The sequence below is a fragment of the Actinomadura litoris genome, assembly GCF_009733595.1.
Taxonomy (GTDB): domain Bacteria; phylum Actinomycetota; class Actinomycetes; order Streptosporangiales; family Streptosporangiaceae; genus Spirillospora; species Spirillospora litoris.
The window spans coordinates 420971-443732 of the sequence record NZ_WOFH01000007.1 but is presented as its reverse complement, the minus strand read 5'-3'; the positions used below and the strand labels follow the sequence as shown (position 1 = coordinate 443732).

At 73.6% G+C, this 22762-nt stretch carries 23 protein-coding genes; 14 read left to right on the top strand and 9 right to left on the bottom strand.

Translation table 11 applies throughout. The annotated features are described in order from the left end of the window. Window positions 1–81: 81 nt before the first annotated feature. The gene (gene dnaE / locus GNZ18_RS22395; RefSeq protein WP_156218446.1) at window positions 82–3612 is read left to right on the top strand and encodes a DNA polymerase III subunit alpha; all 3531 of its coding nucleotides are present in this window, start codon (window positions 82–84) and stop codon (window positions 3610–3612) included. Between the two features lie 157 nt (window positions 3613–3769). Here dnaE and GNZ18_RS22390 read toward each other — a convergent pair whose 3' ends face one another. After that, window positions 3770–4483: a DUF6882 domain-containing protein gene (locus GNZ18_RS22390; protein WP_156218445.1), complete on the bottom strand. Its 714-nt coding sequence runs from the start codon at window positions 4481–4483 to the stop codon at window positions 3770–3772. Window positions 4484–4614: 131 nt separating this feature from the next. Between GNZ18_RS22390 and GNZ18_RS22385 the strand changes: the two genes are divergently transcribed. Continuing rightward, complete coding sequence (locus tag GNZ18_RS22385; protein ID WP_308166048.1) at window positions 4615–5217, top strand: hypothetical protein; 603 nt, start codon at window positions 4615–4617, stop codon at window positions 5215–5217. On the opposite strand, the gene ybaK is transcribed toward GNZ18_RS22385, so the two are convergent. Further along, a complete protein-coding gene (gene ybaK / locus GNZ18_RS22380) occupies window positions 5101–5598 on the bottom strand; it encodes a Cys-tRNA(Pro) deacylase (protein ID WP_156218444.1) in 498 nt (165 codons plus the stop codon). The two genes, GNZ18_RS22385 and ybaK, sit on opposite strands and share 117 nt — an antisense overlap. A 23-nt stretch (window positions 5599–5621) precedes the next feature. Next, window positions 5622–6293, bottom strand: a complete 672-nt coding sequence (locus tag GNZ18_RS22375) for an LON peptidase substrate-binding domain-containing protein (RefSeq protein ID WP_214617838.1) — start codon at window positions 6291–6293, stop codon at window positions 5622–5624. Window positions 6294–6461: 168 nt separating this feature from the next. Here GNZ18_RS22375 and GNZ18_RS22370 point away from each other — a divergent pair, with 168 nt between their 5' ends. From GNZ18_RS22370 to GNZ18_RS22330, 9 genes are all read left to right on the top strand, one after another. Continuing rightward, window positions 6462–7277 (top strand): PhzF family protein, encoded by an 816-nt coding sequence (locus tag GNZ18_RS22370; protein ID WP_156218443.1) that lies wholly within the window; start codon window positions 6462–6464, stop codon window positions 7275–7277. Between the two features lie 79 nt (window positions 7278–7356). Further along, window positions 7357–8664, top strand: coding sequence for a histidinol dehydrogenase (gene hisD / locus GNZ18_RS22365; RefSeq protein ID WP_312874671.1), 1308 nt, complete (start codon window positions 7357–7359; stop codon window positions 8662–8664). Beyond that, window positions 8661–9779, top strand: a complete 1119-nt coding sequence (locus GNZ18_RS22360; protein WP_312874670.1) for a histidinol-phosphate transaminase — start codon at window positions 8661–8663, stop codon at window positions 9777–9779. Before hisD ends, GNZ18_RS22360 begins: the two co-directional genes overlap by 4 nt. Continuing rightward, a complete protein-coding gene (gene hisB / locus GNZ18_RS22355; RefSeq protein WP_214617842.1) occupies window positions 9776–10369 on the top strand; it encodes an imidazoleglycerol-phosphate dehydratase HisB in 594 nt (197 codons plus the stop codon). The genes GNZ18_RS22360 and hisB overlap by 4 nt, the downstream gene beginning before the upstream one ends. Window positions 10370–10371: 2 nt before the next feature. After that, window positions 10372–10542 carry a CG2302 family histidine operon protein gene (locus tag GNZ18_RS22350; protein ID WP_156218442.1) on the top strand — a complete coding sequence of 57 codons (171 nt, stop codon included), beginning with the start codon at window positions 10372–10374 and terminating at the stop codon, window positions 10540–10542. Further along, window positions 10539–11186: an imidazole glycerol phosphate synthase subunit HisH gene (gene hisH, locus GNZ18_RS22345; protein ID WP_312874674.1), complete on the top strand. Its 648-nt coding sequence runs from the start codon at window positions 10539–10541 to the stop codon at window positions 11184–11186. The genes GNZ18_RS22350 and hisH overlap by 4 nt, the downstream gene beginning before the upstream one ends. 68 nt (window positions 11187–11254) lie before the next feature. After that, window positions 11255–11974 carry a bifunctional 1-(5-phosphoribosyl)-5-((5-phosphoribosylamino)methylideneamino)imidazole-4-carboxamide isomerase/phosphoribosylanthranilate isomerase PriA gene (gene priA / locus GNZ18_RS22340; RefSeq protein ID WP_156218441.1) on the top strand — a complete coding sequence of 240 codons (720 nt, stop codon included), beginning with the start codon at window positions 11255–11257 and terminating at the stop codon, window positions 11972–11974. Then, window positions 11971–12732, top strand: a complete 762-nt coding sequence (hisF, locus tag GNZ18_RS22335) for an imidazole glycerol phosphate synthase subunit HisF (protein ID WP_214617843.1) — start codon at window positions 11971–11973, stop codon at window positions 12730–12732. Before priA ends, hisF begins: the two co-directional genes overlap by 4 nt. Window positions 12733–12837: 105 nt before the next feature. Continuing rightward, entirely contained in the window at window positions 12838–13428 is a 591-nt protein-coding gene (locus tag GNZ18_RS22330; protein ID WP_156218440.1) for a hypothetical protein, read from the top strand. A gap of 17 nt (window positions 13429–13445) precedes the next feature. Here the strand turns inward: GNZ18_RS22330 and GNZ18_RS22325 are convergent, their stop codons facing one another. Then, window positions 13446–14621: a winged helix DNA-binding domain-containing protein gene (locus GNZ18_RS22325; protein WP_156218439.1), complete on the bottom strand. Its 1176-nt coding sequence runs from the start codon at window positions 14619–14621 to the stop codon at window positions 13446–13448. Between the two features lie 52 nt (window positions 14622–14673). Then, on the bottom strand, window positions 14674–15006 hold the full coding sequence (locus tag GNZ18_RS22320; protein ID WP_156218438.1) for a hypothetical protein: 333 nt from the start codon (window positions 15004–15006) through the stop codon (window positions 14674–14676). A gap of 144 nt (window positions 15007–15150) precedes the next feature. Here GNZ18_RS22320 and GNZ18_RS22315 point away from each other — a divergent pair, with 144 nt between their 5' ends. Further along, window positions 15151–15750: a phosphorylase family protein gene (locus tag GNZ18_RS22315; RefSeq protein ID WP_173390850.1), complete on the top strand. Its 600-nt coding sequence runs from the start codon at window positions 15151–15153 to the stop codon at window positions 15748–15750. A gap of 15 nt (window positions 15751–15765) precedes the next feature. Here the strand turns inward: GNZ18_RS22315 and GNZ18_RS22310 are convergent, their stop codons facing one another. From GNZ18_RS22310 to GNZ18_RS22295, 4 genes are all read right to left on the bottom strand, one after another. Next, the gene (locus GNZ18_RS22310; protein WP_156218436.1) at window positions 15766–16224 is read right to left on the bottom strand and encodes a hypothetical protein; all 459 of its coding nucleotides are present in this window, start codon (window positions 16222–16224) and stop codon (window positions 15766–15768) included. 86 nt (window positions 16225–16310) lie between these two features. Then, a complete protein-coding gene (locus GNZ18_RS22305) occupies window positions 16311–17558 on the bottom strand; it encodes a hypothetical protein (protein ID WP_312874669.1) in 1248 nt (415 codons plus the stop codon). Window positions 17559–17672: 114 nt separating this feature from the next. Beyond that, window positions 17673–19454 (bottom strand): ABC transporter ATP-binding protein, encoded by a 1782-nt coding sequence (locus GNZ18_RS22300; protein ID WP_156218435.1) that lies wholly within the window; start codon window positions 19452–19454, stop codon window positions 17673–17675. After that, window positions 19451–21289, bottom strand: coding sequence for an ABC transporter ATP-binding protein (locus tag GNZ18_RS22295; protein WP_246250198.1), 1839 nt, complete (start codon window positions 21287–21289; stop codon window positions 19451–19453). Before GNZ18_RS22295 ends, GNZ18_RS22300 begins: the two co-directional genes overlap by 4 nt. A gap of 186 nt (window positions 21290–21475) precedes the next feature. On the opposite strand from GNZ18_RS22295, the gene GNZ18_RS22290 reads away from it, so the two are divergent. Together GNZ18_RS22290 and GNZ18_RS22285 are read left to right on the top strand one after the other, a co-directional pair. After that, the gene (locus GNZ18_RS22290; protein WP_156218433.1) at window positions 21476–22222 is read left to right on the top strand and encodes a TIGR03085 family metal-binding protein; all 747 of its coding nucleotides are present in this window, start codon (window positions 21476–21478) and stop codon (window positions 22220–22222) included. Window positions 22223–22475: 253 nt separating this feature from the next. Continuing rightward, complete coding sequence (locus GNZ18_RS22285; protein WP_018657218.1) at window positions 22476–22682, top strand: cold-shock protein; 207 nt, start codon at window positions 22476–22478, stop codon at window positions 22680–22682. The last annotated feature ends 80 nt before the right edge of the window (window positions 22683–22762 follow it).

The following is a 22762-nucleotide window of genomic DNA, read 5'->3' as shown; positions in this document are numbered from 1 at the left end:
TCCCCCGGGACCGATGGCGACCAACACGTGCGGATCCGTACGTGCGCGGTCGCATGTCGACGAGCAGGAGGCGCATCAGGCATGGCGGACTCGTTCGTTCATCTGCATGTTCACACGGAGTACTCCATGCTCGACGGAGCCGCCCGGTTGAAGCAGATGTTCGAGGAGGTCGGGCGGCAGGAGATGCCGGCGATCGCCATGACCGACCACGGCAACATGCACGGCGCCTACGACTTCCACAGGCAGGCGACGGCCGCCGGGGTGACGCCGATCATCGGGATCGAGGCGTACATGGCGCCGGAGTCCCGCTACCACAAGAAGAAGATCCACTGGGGCGAGCCGAGCCAGAAGCGCGACGACGTCTCCGGCGGCGGTCTGATCAACCACAAGACGCTGTGGGCGCGCAACCGGACGGGCCTGCACAACCTGTTCAAGCTCTCCAGCCGCGCCTACACCGAGGGCTTCGTCTTCAAGTACGCGCGCATGGACGAGGAGCTGCTCGCCGAGCACGCGGACGGGTTGATGGCCACGACCGGCTGCCCGTCGGGGAAGGTCCAGACGCGGCTGCGGCTCGGCCAGTTCGACGAGGCGCTGAAGGCCGCCGCGACGTTCCAGGAGATCCTCGGCAAGGACAACTACTTCCTTGAGCTGATGGACCACGGCCTCGACATCGAGCGCCGCGTCCGGCAGGGCCTGATCGACATCGGCAGGAAGCTGAACATCAAGCCGGTGGTGACCAACGACTCGCACTACACCCACGAGTCGGAGTCGACCGCGCACGACGCGCTGCTGTGCGTGCAGGTGGGCAAGCAGCTCGCCGACCCCGACCGGTTCCGGTTCGACGGCAGCGGCTACTACATCAAGACGGCCGACGAGATGCGGGCGATCGACACCTCCGACATCTGGCAGGAGGGGTGCCGCAACACCCTCCTGATCGCCGAGCGGGTCGACCCGGCGGGCATGTTCGAGTACCGCGACCTCAGCCCGCGCTTCCCCGTCCCCGAGGGCGAGACGGAGGAGAGCTGGTTCCGCAAGGAGGTCTGGAAGGGCCTGGAGCGCCGCTTCCCCGACGGCCTGCCCGACGGGTACCGGAAACAGGCCGAGTACGAGATGGACGTCATCCTCGGCAAGGGCTACCCGTCCTACTTCCTCGTCGTCGCCGACTTCATCATGTGGGCGAAGGAGAACGGCATCCTGGTCGGCCCGGGGCGCGGCAGCGCGGCGGGCTCGCTGATCGCCTACGCGATGGGCATCACCGACCTCGACCCGATCCCGCACGGGCTGATCTTCGAGCGGTTCCTGAACCCCGAGCGCGCGTCCATGCCCGACATCGACATCGACTTCCCTGAAGACCGGCGGGCCGAGGTCATCCGCTACACCACCGAGAAGTGGGGCGCGGACAAGGTCTCCTTCATCGCCACGTTCGGCACCATCAAGGCGAAGGCCGCCATCAAGGACGCGGGCCGCGTCCTCGGCTTCCCCTACGCGCTCGGCGACCGGATCTCCAAGGCGTTCCCGCCCGCCGTCATGGGCAAGGACATCCCGCTGTCGGGCATCTTCGACGACAAGCACCCGCGCCACGGCGAGGCCGGCGAACTGCGCAAGCTGTACGAGGAAGAGACCGACGTCAAGCAGATCATGGACCTGGCGCAGGGTCTGGAGGGGCTGATCCGGCAGACCGGCGTGCACGCCGCCGGGATCATCATGTCCGGTGAGACGATCACCGACCACGTCCCGATCATGCGCCGGGACGCCGACGGCGCGATCATCACGCAGTTCGACTACCCGACCTGCGAGACGCTCGGCCTGCTGAAGATGGACTTCCTCGGCCTGCGCAACCTGACGATCATCGACGACGCGCTGAAGGGCATCAAGAAGAACAAGGGCGTGGACGTCGACCTGCTCTCGCTGCCGCTGGACGACCAGCCGACCTACGACCTGCTCGCCCGCGGCGACACCCTCGGGGTGTTCCAGTTCGACGGCGGCCCGATGCGCTCGCTGCTGCGGCTGATGAAGCCCGACAACTTCGAGGACATCTCCGCCGTCGGCGCCCTGTACCGGCCGGGCCCGATGGGCGCCAACTCCCACACCAACTACGCGCTCCGCAAGAACGGCCAGCAGGACATCACGCCGATCCACCCCGAGCTGGAGGAGCCGCTCCGCGAGATCCTCGACACGACCTACGGCCTGATCGTCTACCAGGAGCAGGTCATGGCGATCGCGCAGAAGGTGGCGGGCTACACGCTCGGCAAGGCGGACCTTCTCCGCCGGGTCATGGGCAAGAAGAAGAAGGCCGAGCTGGACGCGCAGTTCGTCGGGTTCGAGCAGGGCATGATCGACAACGGCTTCTCCAAGGAGGCCGTGAAGACGCTGTGGGACATCCTCGTCCCGTTCTCCGACTACGCCTTCAACAAGGCGCACTCCGCCGCCTACGGGCTGGTCTCCTACTGGACGGCCTACCTGAAGGCCAACTACCCGGCCGAGTACATGGCGGGCCTGCTCACCTCGGTCGGCGACGACAAGGACAAGAGCGCCCTCTACCTGTCGGAGTGCCGCCGGATGGGCCTGAAGGTCCTGCCGCCCGACGTCAACACCTCCGAGGCCGACTTCACCCCGCTCGGCGACACCGAGATCCGGTTCGGGCTGTCGGCCGTCCGCAACGTCGGCACGAACGTCGTGGACGGCATCGTCGCGGCCCGCCGCGAGAAGGGCGCCTACGCCGACTTCAACGACTTCCTCAGCAAGGTCCCGCCGATCGTCTGCAACAAGCGGGTCGTGGAGTCGCTGATCAAGGCGGGCGCCTTCGACGAGCTCGGCCACCGCCGCAAGGCGCTGCTGATGGTGCACGAGCAGGCGATCGACTCGGTCATCGACATCAAGCGCAAGGAGGCCATCGGGCAGGACTCCCTGTTCGGGGCGCTGGAGGACGACGACGCCGAGGACGCCTTCGCCGTCGCGATCCCCGACAGCGAGGAGTGGGACAAGACCACCCTGCTCGCCTTCGAGCGGGAGATGCTCGGCCTGTACGTCTCCGACCACCCGCTCCTCGGTGTCGAGCACATCCTGGAGCGCGAGGCCGACTGCACGATCGCCGTCCTGAACGGGGGCGAGCGCCCCGACGGCCAGGTCGTGATCGTCGCCGGGCTGGTGTCGGGCCTCCAGCGCAAGGTCACCAAGCAGGGCAACTCCTGGGCCATGTTCCAGCTGGAGGACCTGGGCGGCTCCATCGAGGTGATGTGCTTCCCCTCGTCCTACCAGCTGTGCTCGACCCTCCTCGCCGAGGACGCGATCCTCGTCGTCAAGGGCCGGCTGGACCGCCGAGAGGACGTCGCGAAGATCATCGCGATGGAGGTCGTCCAGCCCGACCTGACGATCACCGACGCGACCGGCCCGCTGTCGGTCACGCTCCCGCTGGGCCGCTGCACCCCCCCGACCGTCACGCGCCTCAAGGAGGTGCTGATCACCCACCCGGGCACGGCCGAGGTCCACCTGCACCTGCAGAACGGCCCGCGCACCACGGTGGTCCGCCTGGACGACCGCCTACGCGTGGCGCCGTCCCCCGCCCTGATGGGCGACCTGAAGCAACTCCTGGGCCCCTCCTGCCTGGGCTGACCGGTGTTCATCGCGGTGCCCTCGGCGTCGGGCGCTGGGCGCGCTCCGAACTCGCCTTGACGGCTCGCCTCGCGATCAGATTCTCGCTTCGCTCGAATCTGCCTTCGGACGCGATCGCAACGTGGAGGTCGCCGCGGGCCGGGCTCACCACACCACTCTAAGCGCCTGACGCCGAAGGCACCGGGACGGGTTCGACGCTTTCCCAGTGGATGAAGCGGCCGAGGTTGTCGAAGTGGGCCCGGGTGGTGGGGCCGCCCGGGGGGCGGAGTTCGGTGAGGGCGTCGGTCTGGCGGTAGGGGACGCGGTGGTGGGACAGGAGCCCCGCCAGCGTGAGGCGGGGCTCGTGCGGGAACAGGCTCGTGGCGTTCGACAGCAGGCGGGGGACGGGAACCGGGTCCCATCCGGCGGGCGGCGCCTGGGGGTCGTCGACGTGGAGGTAGGCGGAGCCGCCGTCGTATCCGGCGCCGATGTATCCGGCGCCGCCGAGCACGCCGCCGGCGGCCATCGCGACGAGTTCGCCGCCGTGCCCGGCGGGGCCCTCGTACCAGGACAGGTCGACCTCGGGGGTGGTGAACTCGGTGACGCCGAGCCGTTCGCCGAGGGTGCGGATGATCAGTGTCGGGGCGACGGCGGGGTGGTCGGGGCCGAACTGGGGGTTGGCCCAGCCCCACAGCCAGGTGCGCTCGCGCGCGGCGTAGCTGCCGAGCAGCGAGACGCGGACGGTGACGCCGCCGCTGGCGTAGGTGCGGGCGGTCAGGTCGGCGCTCCAGTCCTCGCGCGGGAGGAACTCGGCGAGCGTCTCCTGCCGTTGCAGGACGACGGCCGCCAGGGCGGCGCCGAGGCGTTCGAACGCGGGACTGAATCCGGACATGTCGGGCACATTATCCCAGTGATCGAGGCGGCTGTGGGCGGGAATCGGGCACCTTGTGACGGTCGATCCGGCCGACGCGGGCAGGCTAGGCTTTCGCTGTCAGACGACACTTCCACCAAGGAGCGTACGAGGTGCGGCGACCGGCCGGGAGGCTCTTGGCGACCTGGGTCGCCACCACCGCTCTCGTGGCGCTGCTCGGGCCGCCCCTCGGGCTGCTGTGGGCGAAGACCGCCCCGACGGTGCGGTATGTGATCGTGCAGGGCGAGCCGCTGCTCGCCGATCCCGAGGGCCAGGGCCCGATCGGCGTCGACGTGCGGTTCGCGCTGATCGCGCTGGTCGCCGGGCTCTGCTGCGGCGCCGCCGCCTACGCGGTGGGCCGCCGTTTCGACGATGTCGCGCTGCTGCTCGGGCTGGTCGCGGGCGGTGCGGCGGCGGCGGTGCTCGCGTGGCGGACCGGCCACATGGTCGGGCTGGACGGCTACCGCGACGCGGTGCGGCACGGCCGCGACGGCACCGTCGTCGAGGGGGTCGCCGACCTGCGCGCCAAGGGCGTGCTGGTGTTCTGGCCGGTGCTCGCGGTCGCCGCGTACGGGCTGCTGGAGCTGGTGTTCCGGCGGCTACCCTCGGGCGATGGCGGCGAGCACGGCCCCGGTGAGGCGGACGAGGTCGGCGGGGGAGAGTTCGATCTCCAGGCCGCGCCGTCCGGCGGAGACGTAGAGGGTCCCGAGCGCTGAGGCCGACGCGTCCAGCACGGTCGGCAGCCTCCGGCGCTGCCCGAGCGGGCTGATCCCGCCGACGACGTACCCGGTGGCGCGCTCGGCGTCGGCCGGGTCGGCCATCCGCGCCTTCTTCCCGCCCGCGGCGGCGGCGAGCGCCTTCAGGTCCAGGCTGGCCGAGACCGGCACGACGCCGACGGTGAGCCGCCCGTCCACCTCGGTGAGCAGGGTCTTGAAGACGTGCTCGGGGGGCAGGCCGAGGGCGTCGGCGGCGGCCCGCCCGTAGGACTCGGCGTCCGGGTCGGCCTCGAAGGCGTGCAGCGTGAACTCGATCCCGGCCTCGGCGGCGGCGAGGGTGGCCGGTGTCCCCTTGGCCCCCTTGGCCTTGGCAGCGCTCATGGGGGACAGTCTGCCCGCCCCCTTCAGTTGGGGTGGAACGAGCCGTCCAGGAACTGGCCCGCCGGGATCGTCGGCAGCGCGTCCAGGATGCGGTTCTCGCGGGCGAGCAGGTCGCGTTCGGCGGCGAGCCGGAGCGCGGCGTCCTCGGCCTCCAGCAGCCGCTGCTTCTCGTGGCCGTCCAGGACGAGCGAGGCCGCGACGACGTAGGACAGCCGGACCGGGTCGTCCGGCAGGTCGGGGTCGTCCGGGTCGCCGCCGGGCGCGATGCCGACCGAGCGCAGCCGCTCCCGGTACAGCCGGAACAGCCGCCGGACGCGGCGCGCGGACGGCTCGGGGTCGCCGCCCGGCTCCTCGGGCAGGAACTCCACCTCGCCCTGGAGGTAGGGGCGGGAGCGGTCCAGCCCCTTCAGCCGGAACCGGCTGGTCCCGGTGGTCACGATGTCGTACCGGCCGTCCGGCCGGGGCGTCGCCTCGCGCACCTCGGCGACGCAGCCGACCTCGGCCAGCCGCCGTGCGCCGTCGTCGCCGACCTCGTGTCCGAGCTCGATCCCGACGACCCCGAACCGGCGCGGCTCGGGCCGCTCCAGCAGGTCGGCGATCAGCAGGCGGTAGCGTCCCTCGAACAGGCGCAGCGGCAGCACCAGCCCCGGGAACAGGACGGTGCCCAGCGGGAACAGGGCGAGCCGCTCGGTCACAGGGTTCTCCCACGCTCGCGGGACGCCTCCGGCACGGCGCCCCGTGCGCCAGCGTACGCCGGGACCGATGATCTCCCCATTGTGGAATTCTCACAATCTGAAGCGATGGGCCACTTTTCGCCGATTGGCCCTCCTTCCGGACGCGCGGTGGCGCGTAGCGTCACGATCATGCGCATGCTCGTGGTCGACGCCTTCACCGCCCGCCCGTTCGCCGGCAACCCCGCGGGGGTCTGCCTGCTCCAGGACGCCGCCGACGCCGGCTGGATGCAGCGGGTGGCCGCCGAGATGAAGCACTCGGAGACCGCCTACGTCCGCCCCCTGCCCGACCCGGACGCCGACTTCGAGCTGCGCTGGTTCACGCCGCTCGTCGAGGTCGCGCTGTGCGGGCACGCCACGCTCGCGAGCGCCCACGCCCTCTACGACACCGGCACCGTCGACGCGGGCGCCCCGATCCGGTTCCGGACGCGCGAGAGCGGCGTGCTCACCGTCACCCGCGCCGCCGACGGGTCGCTGTCGATGGACTTCCCCGCCGTCCCCGCCGCGCGGGTGGACCCGCCGGAGGGCCTGGCCGGCGCGCTCGGCGCCGCGCCGCTGTGGACCGGCCGCAACGACCAGAACGACCTGCTCGTCGAGGTCGCGGACGAGGCGTCGGTGCGGGGGCTGGCCGCCGACACCGCCGCGCTCGGCGAGATCGACGCGCGCGGCGTGATCGTCACGGCCGCGGCGGCCGAGCCCGGAGGCGGGTACGACTTCGTCTCCCGGTTCTTCGGCGCGCGGGTGCTGCTCGGCGACGGCGAGGACCCGGTGACCGGGTCGGCGCACTGCGCGCTCGCCCCGTTCTGGGCCGCCCGGCTCGGCCGCGCCGCCGTGACCGGCTACCAGGCGTCCGAGCGCGGCGGGTACGTGCGGGCCGAACTGCGCGGCGACCGGGTGGTCCTCACCGGCACCGCCGTCACCGTGCTGGACGGGACGCTGCGGATCTGACCACCGGGCGCGTCTCGGCACGTGAGACGCCGTGCGGGCGATGCGACGGTGACCCGTGCGCACTCCGTAGACTGGGCGGGTGATTTCCCGTATCGACCTGCGCGGTCCCCTTCCGGGCGACCTGCGCTCCGTGCTGCCCCGCGCCGAACTCGACGTCGAGGCCGCCCTGGACAAGGTGCGGCCCATCTGCGCGGACGTGCGCCATCGCGGCGCGGCGGCGGTCCGGGAGCACACCAGGGCGTTCGACGGGGTGGACCGGGAGAGCAGCCGCGTCCCGGTCGAGGAGATCCACGCGGCCCTCGCCGGGCTCGACCCGGCCGTCCGGGACGCGCTGGAGGAGAGCATCCGCCGCGCCCGCGTCGTGCACCGGGCGCAGCGCCGCGGCGAGGTCACCACGCAGGTCGTGCCGGGCGGCACGGTCACCGAGCGGTGGATCCCGGTCGGGCGGGTCGGGCTGTACGTGCCGGGCGGGCGGGCGGTCTACCCCTCCAGCGTGGTCATGAACGTCGTCCCCGCGCAGGAGGCCGGGGTCGGGTCGCTCGCGGTCACCTCGCCCGCGCAGAGGGAGTTCGGGGGGCTGCCGCACCCGGCGATCCTCGCGGCCTGCGCGCTCCTCGGGGTCGAGGAGGTGCACGCCGTCGGCGGCGCCCAGGCCGTCGCGATGTTCGCCTACGGCACCGCCGACTGCGCCCGCGCCGACCTCGTCACCGGGCCCGGCAACGTCTACGTCGCCGCCGCCAAGCGGCTGCTCAAGGGCGTGATCGGCATCGACGCCGAGGCGGGCCCGACCGAGATCGCGATCCTCGCCGACGGCACCGCCGACGCGGCGGAGGTCGCCGCCGACCTGATCAGCCAGGCCGAGCACGACGTGCTCGCCGCCGCCGTCCTGGTCACCGACTCCCCGCGGCTCGCGGGCGAGGTCGAGGCCGAGCTGGCGGCGCAGGTCGCGCGCACGAAGCACACCGGGCGGATCACCGAGGCGCTCGCCGGGCGGCAGTCCGGCATCGTCCTGGTCGACTCGGTCGAGGCCGGCCTGGCCGTCGTGGACGCCTACGCCGCCGAGCACCTGGAGATCCACACCGCCGACGCGGCGGAGGTCGCCGCCCGCGTCCGCAACGCCGGGGCGATCTTCGTCGGACGGCACGCGCCGGTGTCGCTCGGCGACTACCTCGCCGGGTCCAACCACGTCCTGCCGACCGGCGGCTGCGCCTGCCACTCCTCGGGGCTGTCGGTGCAGTCGTTCCTGCGCGGCGTCCACGTCGTCGAGTACGACCGGGACGCGCTCGCGGAGGCCACCGGGCGCGTCGTCGCGCTCGCCGAGGCCGAGGACCTGCCCGCCCACGGCGCCGCGCTGAAGGCCCGGTTCGGCTGGGAGGTGCCCTCGTGACCTCGCTGGACGACCTGCCGATCCGCGACGACCTGCGCGGCCGGGAGCCCTACGGCGCCCCGCAGCTCGACGTGCCCTGCGCGCTGAACACCAACGAGAACCCCTACCCGCCGTCCGAGCGGCTGGTGAAGGCGCTCGGCGAGGCCGTCATGGACGTCGCCGGGACCCTCAACCGCTACCCCGACCGCGACGCGGCCGCGCTGCGCGACGACCTCGCGGCGTTCCTGAACGCCGACACGCCGGGCGCGGGCCTGTCCGGCCGCCGGGTGTGGGCCGCGAACGGCTCCAACGAGATCATCCAGCAGATCCTCCAGGCGTTCGGCGGCGCGGGGCGCACCGCGCTCGGCTTCGAGCCGTCGTACTCGATGCACCCGATCATCACCCGCGTGTCGGGGACCCGCTGGGTGGACGCCTCCCGCGACGCCGACTTCGGCCTCGACCCGGCCCGCGCGGTCGCCGCCGTCCGCGAGCACCGGCCCGACGTCGTGTTCCTCACCTCGCCCAACAACCCGACCGGCACCGCGCTGCCGCTGGAGGCGATCGAGGCCGTGCTGCGCGCCGCGCCCGGCATGGTCGTGGTGGACGAGGCGTACGCGGAGTTCCGCCGCGCCGGCACCCCGTCCGCGCTGACGCTGCTGGAGCGCCACCCGCGCCTGATCGTCACGCGGACGATGTCGAAGGCGTTCGCGATGGCCGGGACCCGGCTCGGCTACCTCGCCGCCCATCCGGCGGTGGTCGACGCGCTGCTGCTCGTCCGGCTGCCCTACCATCTGTCGGCGGTGACCCAGGCGGTCGCCCGCACGGCGCTCGCGCACGGCGAGGAGCTGCTCGGCGGCGTCGAGGCCCTGCGCGGCGAGCGCGACCGGACCGTCGCGTGGCTGCGCGGGCTCGGGCTGCGGGTGGCCGACTCCGACGCCAACTTCGTCCTGTTCGGGACGTTCCCCGACCGCCGCGCGGTCTGGGAGGGCATGCTGGCGCGCGGCGTCCTGATCCGCGAGGTGGGCCCGCCGGAATGGCTGCGGGTCAGCGTCGGGACCCCGGCGGAGATGGCCGCGTTCCGCGCCGCGCTGAGCGCCGCCCTGACTGATCCGCAAGCACTGGAGGAGAGTTCGTGACGCGCAAGGGACGGGTCGAACGCGGGACCAGCGAGACCCGCGTCCTCGTCGAGATCGACCTGGACGGCACCGGACGGGTCGACGTGGCGACCGGCGTGGGGTTCTTCGACCACATGCTGGCCCAGCTCGGCAAGCACGGGTCGTTCGACCTGACCGTCAAGACCACCGGCGACCTGCACATCGACAGCCACCACACGATCGAGGACACCGCGATCGCGCTCGGCCAGGCCTTCGCCGAGGCGCTCGGCGACAAGGCCGGCATCCACCGCTTCGCCGACGCCTCGATCCCGCTGGACGAGGCGCTCGCGCAGGTCACCGTGGACGTGTCGGGCCGCCCCTACCTCGTGCACTCCGAGCCCGCGGGCATGGCCCCGATGATCGGCCCCGAGTACGACACGACGATGACCCGGCACGTGCTCGAATCGTTCGTCTCGCACGCCCGGATCGCGCTGCACGTCCACGTCCCCTACGGCCGCAACGCCCACCACATCGTGGAGGCGCAGTTCAAGGCCCTCGCCCGTGCGCTGCGCGACGCGGTCGCGTTCGACCCGAAGGTGCACGGCGTGCCCTCCACCAAGGGGGCGCTGTAGCCGTGGAGGTCGGCGGGGTGGAGTTCACCTACGGCAACGTCGTGGTCTTCGCGGTCGCGGCGTTCCTGCTCGCGGGCGTCTACAGCTTCGTCAAGCAGGGGCTGAAGATCGCGGCGCTGGTCGTGCTGGTGCTGGCCGGGCTCGCGGTCGCCGGGGGAGTGCTGTGGCTGTGAGGAGGGTCGCCGTCCTGGACTACGGCTCGGGGAACCTGCGCTCGGCCGAGCGCGCGCTCGCCCGCGCCGCCGGGTCCCGCGCCGAGGTGACCGTGACCTCCGACTGGGACACCGCGCTCGGCGCCGACGGGCTGGTCGTCCCCGGCGTCGGCGCGTTCGCCGCGTGCATGGCGGGCCTGCGCGCGGTGCGCGGGGAGCAGGTCATCGGCCGTCGCCTCGCGGGCGGACGGCCCGTCCTCGGCATCTGCGTCGGCATGCAGATCCTGTTCACCAAGGGCATCGAGCACGGCGTCACCACCGAGGGCTGCGACGAGTGGCCCGGCACGGTCGACCGGCTGGAGGCGCCGGTCGTCCCGCACATGGGGTGGAGCACGGTGGACGCCCCCTCCGGGTCGGACCTGTTCGCGGGGATCGACCCCGGCACCCGGTTCTACTTCGTGCACTCCTACGCCGCGCGCCGCTGGGAGCTGGAGCCCGACCCGACCGGGCATCTGAAGCCCCCGCTGGTCACCTGGGCCGAGCACGGCGACCGGTTCGTCGCCGCCGTGGAGAACGGCCCGCTGTGCGCGACCCAGTTCCATCCCGAGAAGTCGGGCGACGCGGGCGCCGCGCTCCTGCGCAACTGGCTGACCACGCTGGCCTGACCGCGTTCGCCTGACCACACTCGCCTGACCACCGATATCAGTCCTCTCCGCCTCGATAGGGTTTCCGCATGACTTTGACGCTCCTTCCCGCGGTCGACGTCGCCGACGGCCAGGCGGTCCGCCTGGTGCAGGGCGAGGCCGGCTCCGAGACGTCCTACGGCGCGCCGCTGGAGGCCGCGCTCGCGTGGCAGCGGGCGGGGGCGGAGTGGATCCATCTCGTCGACCTGGACGCCGCGTTCGGCCGCGGCTCCAACCGCGAGCTGCTCGCCGAGGTCACCGGGCGCCTGGACGTCAGGGTCGAGCTGTCCGGGGGGATCCGCGACGACGCCTCGCTGGAGGCCGCGCTCGCGACCGGCTGCGCCCGCGTCAACATCGGGACCGCCGCGCTGGAGGACCCCGCCTGGTGCCGGAAGATCATCGCTTCGCACGGCGACCGGATCGCGGTGGGCCTGGACGTGCGCGGCACGACCCTCGCCGCGCGCGGCTGGACGCGCGAGGGCGGCGACCTGTGGGAGGTCCTCGCCCGCCTGGAGGAGGACGGCTGCCCGCGCTACGTCGTCACCGACGTCACCAAGGACGGCACGCTGCGCGGCCCCAACACCGAGCTGCTGCGCGAGGTGTGCGCGCGCACCGACAGGCCGGTCGTCGCCTCCGGGGGCGTCTCGTCGCTGGAGGACCTGCGGGCGCTCGCCGGGCTCGTCCCGGACGGCGTCGAGGGCGCGATCGTCGGCAAGGCCCTGTACGCGGGCGCGTTCACGCTGGAAGAGGCCCTGGAGGCCGTCAGGTGAGCGTGGCGGTCAGGGTGATCCCGTGCCTGGACGTCGACGCCGGGCGCGTGGTCAAGGGCGTCAACTTCCAGAACCTGCGGGACGCGGGCGACCCGGTCGAGCTGGCCCGCCGCTACGACGCCGAGGGCGCCGACGAGCTGACGTTCCTGGACATCACCGCCTCCAGCGGCGACCGGTCCACCACCTACGAGGTGGTGCGGCGCACGGCCGAGCAGGTGTTCATCCCGCTGACCGTCGGCGGCGGCGTCCGCACCGTCGAGGACGTCGACCGGCTGCTGCGCGCGGGCGCCGACAAGGTGTCGGTGAACACCGCCGCGATCGCGCGGCCGGAGTTCCTGCGCGAGGCCGCGCACCGGTTCGGGTCGCAGTGCGTGGTGCTGTCGGTGGACGCGCGCCGCGCGCCGGGCACCGCGTCCGGGTTCGAGGTCACCACCCACGGCGGCCGCGAGGGCACCGGCATCGACGCGGTCGAGTGGGCCCGGCGTGGCCAGGACCTCGGCGTCGGGGAGATCCTGCTGAACTCGATGGACGCCGACGGCACCAAGGCGGGCTTCGACCTGGAGATGCTCCGCCGGGTGCGCGCTGCGGTCACGGTGCCGGTCATCGCCAGCGGCGGCGCGGGGGAGGTCGCGCACTTCGCGCCCGCGGTCGAGGCGGGCGCCGACGCGGTCCTCGCCGCGAGCGTCTTCCACTTCGGCGAGCTGACGATCCCCGAGGTCAAGGCGGCGCTGGAGGCGGCGGGGCGGCCCGTCCGCTGAACGGCCTTCGGGGCGGCGCTGGCGGGTCGCCGGTTTGTCTGGGATCGTGGCGATCAGAACACGGCAAGAGGGAGTGCGACGATGTGGCCCGGGGCGAATCCACCGATGGGACCGCCGCCCGGGGGGCCGCTCCCCCCGGGCCCCGCCTGGGCGCCGCCGCCGATCAAGCCGAGCGCGGGCTGGTACGCGCTGCCGGTCGCGTTCCTCGCCGCGGCCCTGATCGCGATCGGGCTCATGGTGGGCCTCGCGGTGAACGACCCCGGCGTCGCCTCGGCGTCGCCGAAGTCGGGCGACCCCAGGCAGGGCGTGGCCGTGGACCTGGTAGGGGGCTACAACTACTTCCTGTACGTCCGCGGCGGCCAGTCCGCGCCCTACGCCTGCACCGTCCAGCAGGGCAGCCAGTCCAGTGACGTCAGGCTGACGCGCAAGAACTCCTGGAGCGCCAACGACAAGGCGGGCTACTCCTACGCCGCCACGTTCGAGGCGCCGGTGAGCGGGCAGGGGCTGCTGACCTGCCGCGGCCCCGGCGGCCGGGTGCTGGTGACGCCGGACGACACCCAGGACTTCTACCTCGGCATGTCCCTGGTCGTCGGGCTGCCGCTGACGGTGTTCGCGGTGCTCGGGTTCGCGTTCGTGGCGATCCGCCGCAACAACGCCAGGCGCCGCCGCGACCAGGCCCTGGTGCACCCGTACTGATCGGGGCGGCGGCCGGGTCAGGCGGTGAGCTCGCGTTCCAGCGGTGTGCGGAAGCGCGGGACCGCGCGGATGCCGCCGTACCAGGCGGCCATGCGCTCGGCCTCCCGCTCGGCGGCGGCCCGCGCGTCGGCGCCGGCGTCCTCCAGGAACCGCAGGACGATCTCGCCGTCGGCGCGCTGCGCCCAGCCGCCGACGATCCGCCCGTCCCACCACAGGGACGGGCCGATGTTGCCGTTGCGGTCGAACAGCGACGGGCCGTGCCCGCCGAGGAACCAGCCGCGCTCCTGCCAGCCCATCGGGGTCGGGTCGAGGGCGGGCAGCAGCGCCGCCCACGGCTCGGCCGGGGCGGCCGGCTCCAGGTCGTCGGCGAGGACGAGGCCGGTCGTCCCGCCGAGGTCGACCTCGGCGACGTCGAGGGGGGCGAGGGCCTTGCGGACGGCGGTGGCGCTCCAGCCCGTCCACCAGCGCAGGTCGCTGAGCGGCGCGGGGCCGAAGGCGCGCAGCCAGCGCTCGACGAGCGCGGCGGCGGCCTCGTCGGCGGGGACGGAGGGGATGCCGCCGGGCAGCCACGCCTCGACCGGCGACCAGCGGTACTGGCTGCTGATCCAGGTGCCGTTCGGGCGGCCGCGCACGATCCGCCCCTCGCAGCCGAGGGTGACCAGCACCCAGGTCGTGATGCTCGTGGGCTTGGAGTAGGACTTGCCGGGCGCCGGGTCGATCTGGGTGCGCAGCCGGGGCTCGTCGGCGCCGAGCTGCGCGCCGGTCGCCTCGCCGCGGGCCAGCAGGGCGCGGTGGGCGCTCTCGGCGACGTCCCGGAAGAAGGCGTCGGCGTCCTCGACCACGCCCGCCTTCTCGACGAACCGCGTGTAGGTGCGGCGCTGCTTGTCGGCCAGCGCCTCGGCCGTGGACGCCTGGAGGATCGGGACCAGCTCGACCGGCGCCACGAACATGGTGCGCCGCATCGCGAGCATCCGCAGCAGGGACCGGTCGTCGTACAGGGCCCGCTCGACGTCGGCCGGGACGGCCCGCGCGCTGCGCGCCGCCACCGACAGGAACACCGTCGCGGGGTCGGTGGCGTGCAGCACCACCAGGGAACGGGCGATCGCGGCGGGGTCGTCGGTGCGGTCGGCGGGCGCCAGCCGGTGCCGCCGGGCCAGGCGCGCGCGCCGCTCCGCGATGGTCATCGAACGCATGAACGAATCCTATGCGCTCCGCCCCCGTGCGCGGGCGCCCCCGCCCGCGCCGTCAGCCGTTGTGGGAGATCTTCACGACGACGTGGTCGTCGGTGACGGACTGCACCGAGACGTCGAATCCGTCGGACTGCTGCCCGTCGCCCACCGGGACCGTCACCCGCTGTCCGGCGATCTTGAGCGTGACCGTCTCGCCCTTGACGTCGACCAGCTCGGCCTTCACGCCGAGGATGGAGGCGCTCGCGTCCACGCCCCGGTCGAAGGTCACGGTGCAGGAGTTGGCGTTGCAGTCGGTCTTGGAGTTCTCGCCGTCGCACGCCGCGAGGGCGCCGAGCGGCAGCAGGATCAGGGGCAGGACGGCCAGCTTCCGGCGTACGGAGGAGGTCATGCCGGCGAGTCTAGGACGCGGCCGCCCGCCCGTCCGTCCTCCCGGAGACGGGACTTGCGGGGCGCGTCCGTAGTACTTCATGGTGAGGGCGCCTCGTCGGCGCGCGAGCTGGAACTTCGCCCGGCGGCGTGTTTCGCTGGGGCGGTGACCAGTACAGGCGTCTATCCGCCCGCCATCGTCGGCCCGGTGGTGTGCGCCGGTCTGCGGATGGAGGCCCGCGCGGTGCGGCGCGGCCTCGCCGCGACCCCGGTCGTGGTGGTCGGCTACCGCGCCCGGCGCGCCGACCGGCTCCCGGCGGCGTGCGCGGCGCTGGTGACGATGGGGTTCGGGGGCGCGCTCGACGCGCGGCTCCGCCCCGGCGACGTGCTGGTCGCCGACGAGATCCGGGGCGGCGGCGACCCGGTCCGCTGCCACGCGGTGCCGCTGCTGGCCGGGGAGCTGATCAGGGACGGCCTGAGCGTCCAGGTCGGGCCGCTGGTCACCACCGACCACGTCGTGGGGGGCGCGGAGCGGGCCGTCTGGGCCGAGCAGGGCGCGCGGGTGGCCGACATGGAGTCGGGCGTGGTGGCCGAGTGCGCGGACGGGCGTCCGGTCGCGGCCGTCCGGGTCGTCGTGGACGGGCCGGGCCGCCCCCTCCTGCACCCGGGGACCTTCGCCCGGGGGCTCATGGCGCGGCGGGTGCTGGCGCGCACCGGGCCCGCGCTGGAGCGCTGGGCGGCCTTCCTGATCAGCGGGGCCCCCTGAGCGCGGCACCCCGGATCACCCATGGTTCATGCCGGGCATGTCCGGCATGCCGCCGTGGGCGTCGCCGGACATGATGCGGCCCCCGAGATCCTTCTGGAGCGTCTGGAGGGTCGCCGGTGTGCTGACGGCGACCCAGCGCGTCCCGACCAGGTAGGAGCCGCCCCAGGGCTTGGCCTCCGCCATCCACGAGGTCAGCCCCCGGTCGGTGGTGAAGCTGACGAGGACGTACCGTCCGCGCGAGTTCGCGCAGTTGCCCTGCTGGAGCTCCTGGGCCCTGCGGTGGCCGGTCAGCGTGCAGCCGGTGCGCGCGGCGAGCTGGTCGAGGCTCGCCGGAGTGCCCGCCCTCTCCCCGGCCCCGTGCCCGCCGTGCCCGCCGTCCTGCCCGGCGCACCCCGCGGCCGACGGCAGCGCCAGCGCGAGGACGGCGGCGCCGCGCAGCAGCCTGGCCGCGCCGAGGTGGTGGGTGAAGCCCATGGCCGTTCCTCCCGGGGTGAGACGCGCTTCGACGGTGCAGTACGCGTCCCGCGCCGGGCGGGTTCAGCCGGCGGGCGGATGGGCGTTCAGAGGGCGCGCGCGGCGGCCGCCGCCCGGATGTCGTGGTCCTCGGCCGTGTCCAGATGCAGGCGTTGCAGGCGGACGCGTGTCTCGTCGGTCAGCGGCGCGAGCCGGACGGCCTCGCGGCGGACGCCCTCCTCGCAGTCCCACAGCCCCTCGACCGTGTAGGACTCGGCGGTGTGCGGGGCGGTGCGGGTCAGCGCGGTCAGGATGCGCGGGCGCAGGTAGGCGTAGGTCGACTCGGTCCAGGCGGTCTTCAGCAGCGGGACGGCCTCGCCCGCGCGCAGCCGGCCGAGGCCCTCGATCGGGTTCGCGGCGTCCCACCACTCGCGGCGGCCGACGGCGCCGCGCAGCTCGTCCATGAGGAAGGGGATGTCCTGCCGGGTGCCGTAGCGGGCGAGGATCCGCAGCCCCATGTCCTCGCAGCCGCCCCGCTGCGCCGCCCACGCGCGCGCCCGGGGCAGCGTCTCGGGCCCGTACTCGCGCAGCGCCCGGCAGACGGCCCCGCCGAACCTGCTGGGTCTCGCGGGGAGCAGCTCCTCGGCGAGGTCGAGCAGCGCGAGCGTCCGGCGGCGGCCCAGCTCGAAGATCGCCCCGATCGAGCCCTCGCCCTGCCGCCGCGCCAGCTCCAGCAGCTCGGCCTCGGTGCGCTCGCCGCCCCGCGCGCCCGCGCCCGCCGGCCGCCGCGCCCGGCCCGCCTCCCGCCGCCGGGCCAGCGCCCGCGCGATCCGCGGCTGCCGCGCCGCCCACGTCTCGATCACCGGGTTGTAGCCGCCCGGTATCAGCATGCCGAGCGTCCGGTCGTCGCAGCGCGCGGCGGCCAGCTCGTCCAGCCCGATCGTGAGGGCCGGGTCGCCCAGCTCCACCAGCACGTCCAGCGCGTCGAACCAGTGCGCGCCCTCCTCGGCGTAGCGGCGCAGCAGCAGCCCCGCCTCCCGCCTGCTCAGCCGCACGAGGTGGGACAGCACGTCCAGCGCCAGCTCGACCCGCCAGTCGTCGGGGTCGCTCTGGTCGACCGGGTCGAACAGGTGCTCGGCGACCGGCCCGGACGGCAGTTCGAGATCGACCATCAGGCGCGCGTAGTACAGCCCCCGCGACTCGCACTGCGGATCCCACCGGGGATCGCGGCGTATGCAGTCGTAGACGAACTCGCCCGCCCCCGCGCTGTCGGCCGCGCGCCGCGCGGCCCTGCCCAACCCCCGCTGCAACTGTCCGTGCAGCGTGCCCGCCGATTCCAACACCTTGTCGCTCACCCCAGCAGAATGCGCACTCAAGCAGATAACGGGCAAGTGCTTTACCCCTGGCCGTGCTGTCCTCACTGTCCGAGACCGGTCCGGTACCGCGCGGGCACCGGCCCCAGCACGGTCTCAGATACCCCGCTGCGCCGTCCAGGACGCGTACAGGTCGGCGTAGACCCCCGGCTCGGCGACCAGCTCGGCGTGCGGCCCGCGCTGCACGATCCGGCCGGCGTCGAACACGATCACCTCGTCGGCGGCCTCGGCGGTGGACAGCCGGTGCGCGATGGAGATCGCGGTGCGGCCCCGGGTGACGCCGTCCAGCGCGCGCTGGATGCGGACCTCGGTCGCCGGGTCGACGGCCGAGGTCGCCTCGTCCAGCACGAGCAGGTCGGGGCCCGCGACGTAGGCGCGGGCCAGCGCCACGAGCTGGCGCTCGCCCGCCGACAGCGACTCGCCGCGCTGCCCGACCGGGGTCGCGAGGCCGTCGGGGAGCCCCTCCAGCCAGTCGGCGAGGCCCAGTTCCGCCAGCGCGGCCGCGAGGTCGCCGTCGGACGCGTCCGGCCTGCCGTAGCGGATGTTGTCGGCGAGCGAGGCGTCGAACAGGAAGCCGTCCTGCGGCACCATCACGACGCGCTCCCGCAGGGAGGAGAACCTGACCCGGTCGAGGGGGACGCCGTCCACCAGCACCCGCCCGGACGCGGGGTCCATGAGCCGGGTGAGGAGCTTGGCGAACGTGGTCTTGCCCGACCCGGTCTGCCCGACGATCGCGACGCGGCTGCGCGGCGCGATCGTCACGTCCACGTCGTGCAGGACGGGCGGCCCGCCCGGGTAGGCGAACCCGACGGAGTCGAACCGCACCTCGATCGGCCCGCGCGGCAGGGACTCGCCGCCCTCGCCGGGGTCGGCGACGTCGGGCACGGTGTCCAGCACGCCGAGCACCCGCCGCCACCCCGCGATGGCGTTCTGCGCCTCGTTCAGCACCTCGGTGGCGGTCTGCATCGGGCTGACGAACAGCGTGACCAGGAACAGGAACGCGACCAGCTCACCGGCGGTCAGGTGCCCGCCCACGCCCAGCAGGACGCCCGCCACGACGACGGCGGCGGTCGCCAGCGCCGCGACCAGCTCGCTGACCGGGAACGTGAGCGCGACCATGGCCTGGGCGCGGGTCTGCATGCGGCGGTGGGTGTCCACGGTCTCGTCCACGCGCCGCCCGGTGCGCTCCTCCGCCGCGTAGGCGCGGATCACCGGCGCGCCCACGACCGACTCGCTGACGGCCGCCAGCAGGTCGCCCATGCGCTCGCGGACCCGCGTGTAGGCCGCCGACACGATCCGCTGGAACCGGCGCAGGACGAACGCCAGCGGCACGAACGCCACCCACACCAGCAGCGCGAGCTGCCAGGAGTAGACGAGCATGAGCACGCTCGCCACGACCAGCTGGCCGATCGAGACGATGAACATGAGCCCGCCGGACTGCATGAAGTTGCTGATCTGGTCGACGTCGCCCGTCACGCGCGACACCAGCGCCCCGCGCCGCTCCCCGCTCTGGGTGAGCATCGACAGGTCGTGGACGTGCCGGAACGCCTTCACCCGCAGCGAGGCCAGCCCGCCCTCGGACGACTTGTAGAGGCGCACGTTCATCGCGTACGCGCACAGCGCCGTCAGCAGCACGGCGACCGCGCACAGCAGCACCGCCGTCCGGATGAACGGCAGGTCGGGCCCGCCCGCGCGGTCCAGGCCCTTGTCGATCGTCTGCTGGACGGCGATCGGCACCACCACCCGCCCGGCCGTCGAGGCCAGCGCGAGCGCCAGCGTCACCGGCAGCCCGGCCCGGAACTCCGGGCTCAGCGCCAGCCCGCGCCGCAGCGTGCTCAGCGCGCCCTCCGTCGTGGACGTCCCGCTCAGCGTCGTCATGCCACGGCCTCCTCGCCGCCCCCGGCGGCCCCCCGCTCGATCTCCTGCCCGGCCTCCTGCCCGGCCTCCTGCTCCGCTTCGGCCCGCTCGTAGGCGTTGACCAGGTCGCGGTAGCCCTCCGACGTCTCCAGCAGCTCGGCGTGCGCGCCGCGCGCGGTGACCCGCCCGCGCTCCAGGTAGACCACCTCGTCGGCCAGCCCGATCGTCGCCTTGCGGTAGGCGACGACCACGACGGTCACGCCCGAGCCGTCCCCGGCCGACTGCGCCTCCCGCAGGCCCCGCAGGATGCGCGCCTCGACCTGCGGGTCGACGCTGGAGGTCGCGTCGTCCAGGACGAGCAGCCGGGGCCGCCGCACCAGCGCGCGCGCCAGCGCGAGCCGCTGGCGCTGCCCGCCCGACAGCGTCGCGCCCCGCTCGCCGACCTGCGTGTCGAGCCCGCCGGGCAGGCCCGCGACGAACCCGTCGGCCTGCGCGAGGCGCAGCGCCTCCCAGACCCGCTCGTCGGGGACGTCCAGCCCGAGTGTCACGTTCCCCCGCACGGTGTCGTCGAACAGGAACGTCTGCTGCGGGACGAGCGCGGCCGACGCGGCCACGCCGCCCCGCCGGACGTCGCGCAGGTCCACGCCGTCCAGCAGCACCGAGCCGTCCGCCGGGTCGACCAGCCGGACCAGCAGCGACGTCAGCGTGGACTTGCCCGACCCCGTCGGGCCCACCACCGCGACCGTCCGGCCGGGGGCGGCGGAGAACGACACGTCGTGCAGGACCTCGCGCCCGCCCCCGCCGCCCTCGGCGGCGCCCTCGAACGCGAAGCGGACGCCGCGGACCTCCAGCGCCGCCGCCTTGTCCTCCCCGAGCGCGGCGTCGCCGAAGGGGAGGGAGCCGCTCGCGTCCAGGACGCCGCGCACCCGCTCCCAGCCGACGACGCTGCGCGGCACCTCCGCCAGCACCCAGCCGAGCGCCCGGATCGGCCACGCCAGCAGCGTGAACAGGTAGGAGACGTGCACCAGGTCGCCCGCCGTCATCGCGCCCGAGTCCAGCCGCATCGACCCGATCAGCAGGACCGCGAGCACCCCCAGGTTCGGCAGCGCCTCCAGCACCGGGTCGAACATGCCCCGGATCCGGCCGACGGCCACGTTCGCGTCCCGCAGCTCCTCCGCGCGGGCCCGGAACCGCTCCGTCTCGTCCTGCTCGCGGCCGAGGGTCTTGACGACCAGGCCGCCCTCGAAGCTCTCGTGCGCCACCTCGCTGACCTCGGCGCGCAGCCGCTGCGCCCGGGTCGCCACCGGCGACAGCCGGCGCTGGTAGGCGACGTTGACCAGCGCGATCGCCGGGAAGATCAGGAACGCGACCGCCGCGACCGCGAGGTCGGTCGCGATGATCGACGCCGCCGCGATCAGCAGCATGAACACGACGCCGACCGCCATCGGCAGCGGCGCGAGCGGCGCCCACGTCGCCTCCACGTCGGCGTTGGCGTTGGACAGCAGCTGCCCCGTCGGGTGCCGGTGGTGCCAGGCCAGCGGCAGCCGCAGGTACTGCCGGGTGACCGCGCGCCGGTAGGACGCCTGCATGCGGTACTGGACGAGCCCCGCGTAGAACCGGCGGCCCGCCACGCCCAGCGCCTTCAGCGCCGCGACGCCGACGATGGCCGTCGCCGCGCCCGCCAGCGCCCCGGCCGTCGTGTGCCCCGACCGGAACGCCGGGAGCACGACCTCCTCGGTCGCCCAGCCCAGCACCTGCGCGGTCGTCACCGTCATCGCCGCGTACAGCGCGCTGGCGAGCACGGAGACCGTGAAGGCGCGGGGCTCGGCCCGCACGGCCACCCACAGCACGCGCATTCCCTCGCGCAGGACGGGTGGGCGGGCGCGACTGGACGCTGGCGGCACGGCGTACTCCTCGATCGGCGGCGCCCGGGGGAAATGCCCCCAGAGTTCCGCGCTCGGGGGGTATGCGGGCCTGGATATGCCTACCATCCGCCGGGGATGCTTATTCCCGGCGCGGTCGCCCCGGCCTACGATCATGCAATGAGCACGCCCGACGACGACGCCGCGGTTGGCCCTCGAAGGCAACGGCCCGGCGGCCACTCCCGGGGGACCGATCCGGTCCGCGAGGAGCGGCGCGCGCTGGCCGCCGCGCTCGCCGCCGCGGGCCCGGACGCGCCCACCCGGTGCGCGGGCTGGGACGCCCGTGACCTCGCCGCCCATCTCGTCGTCCGGGAGGGGCGGGTGGACGCCGGGCCGGGAATACTCCTGCAGCCGCTCGCCTTCTACACCGAGCGCGTCAGGCGGCGCGCGGCGCGCACCGTCCCCTTCGATGTGCTGGTGGAACGGTTTCGTCAGGGTCCGCCGAAGTTCTCCCCGGCAGCCCTTCCCGGTATGGACAAAATCGCCAACGGCGTGGAGTTCTTTGTCCACCATGAGGACGTCCTGCGTGCGGGCGCGGACTGGGAGCCCAGGGAGCTGTCGGGCGAACTAGAGGAACTCCTCTGGCGCAGGATAAAAATTGCCCGCTTTGTCCTAAGAAAAGTTCACGTTGAGGTAACGCTGGTGCAGCCGGACGGGCGCAGCCTGCGGGTCTCCGGCGGCGACCGGCGCGGACGCGGCGGCCCGCGCCGCGCGGCGGGGCGGGGCGTGCCGGGCCCCGTGCGCGTCCATGGTCCCGTAGGGGAACTCGTCCTGTGGGCCGTCGGCCGCCGGGACGCGGCGCGCGTCCGGCTCACCGGGCCCACGGACTCTGTCAAGACCCTGACCGAGACCGGTTGGAGTCTTTAACGGGCAGGTAACGGCAGGGTTCGCCGAGAGAAGAAACGCAAGCCTTGTAGCTCCTCCGCTTTACGTGGAACCGGTGATACGGTGGGGCCCGTCGGTTGCAGTCGTGGTTCTCGATCGTTTGTCCAGACGCCCGCGGACTGATGGCAGCGGGCGTTTTGGCTTTTCCGGGACCGTACCGGGGGCGAGGGCGTTCCGCAGCGACCGCGCCGGGCCCGCGAGGTGTGGGCCCGTGTTTTGCCGCAAGGAGAAAGACATGCCCCAGCAGGGCACCGTGAAGTGGTTCAACGCCGAGAAGGGCTTCGGTTTCATCGCCGTGGACGGCGGCGGTCCCGACGTCTTCGTGCACTACTCGGCCATCCAGTCCTCCGGATACCGCACGCTGGACGAGAACCAGCGCGTCCAGTTCGAAGTGACGCAGGGTAACCGGGGGCCGCAGGCAGACCAGGTCGTCCCCCTGTAAGGCCCGTAGTCGTACGTCAGGGCCCGTCCCCTCTCCGGGGACGGGCCCTTTCGTGTCCCGGGGCCGGTGGCTCGTGTCCC

Bases quoted from the DNA above. Each gene is read 5' to 3' on its own strand.
- GNZ18_RS22290 (WP_156218433.1), top strand. From the start codon at position 21,476: ATGAGCACGCCCGACGACGACGCCGCGGTTGGCCCTCGAAGGCAACGG.
- GNZ18_RS22285 (WP_018657218.1), top strand. From the start codon at position 22,476: ATGCCCCAGCAGGGCACCGTGAAGTGGTTCAACGCCGAGAAGGGCTTC.
- GNZ18_RS22295 (WP_246250198.1), bottom strand. From the start codon at position 21,289: ATGCGCGTGCTGTGGGTGGCCGTGCGGGCCGAGCCCCGCGCCTTCACG.
- GNZ18_RS22370 (WP_156218443.1), top strand. From the start codon at position 6,462: ATGCGCATGCTCGTGGTCGACGCCTTCACCGCCCGCCCGTTCGCCGGC.
- GNZ18_RS22330 (WP_156218440.1), top strand. From the start codon at position 12,838: ATGGGACCGCCGCCCGGGGGGCCGCTCCCCCCGGGCCCCGCCTGGGCG.
- GNZ18_RS22325 (WP_156218439.1), bottom strand. From the start codon at position 14,621: ATGCGTTCGATGACCATCGCGGAGCGGCGCGCGCGCCTGGCCCGGCGG.
- ybaK (WP_156218444.1), bottom strand. From the start codon at position 5,598: ATGAGCGCTGCCAAGGCCAAGGGGGCCAAGGGGACACCGGCCACCCTC.
- GNZ18_RS22300 (WP_156218435.1), bottom strand. From the start codon at position 19,454: ATGACGACGCTGAGCGGGACGTCCACGACGGAGGGCGCGCTGAGCACG.
- priA (WP_156218441.1), top strand. From the start codon at position 11,255: ATGACTTTGACGCTCCTTCCCGCGGTCGACGTCGCCGACGGCCAGGCG.
- GNZ18_RS22390 (WP_156218445.1), bottom strand. From the start codon at position 4,483: ATGTCCGGATTCAGTCCCGCGTTCGAACGCCTCGGCGCCGCCCTGGCG.
- GNZ18_RS22320 (WP_156218438.1), bottom strand. From the start codon at position 15,006: ATGACCTCCTCCGTACGCCGGAAGCTGGCCGTCCTGCCCCTGATCCTG.
- dnaE (WP_156218446.1), top strand. From the start codon at position 82: ATGGCGGACTCGTTCGTTCATCTGCATGTTCACACGGAGTACTCCATG.
- GNZ18_RS22310 (WP_156218436.1), bottom strand. From the start codon at position 16,224: ATGGGCTTCACCCACCACCTCGGCGCGGCCAGGCTGCTGCGCGGCGCC.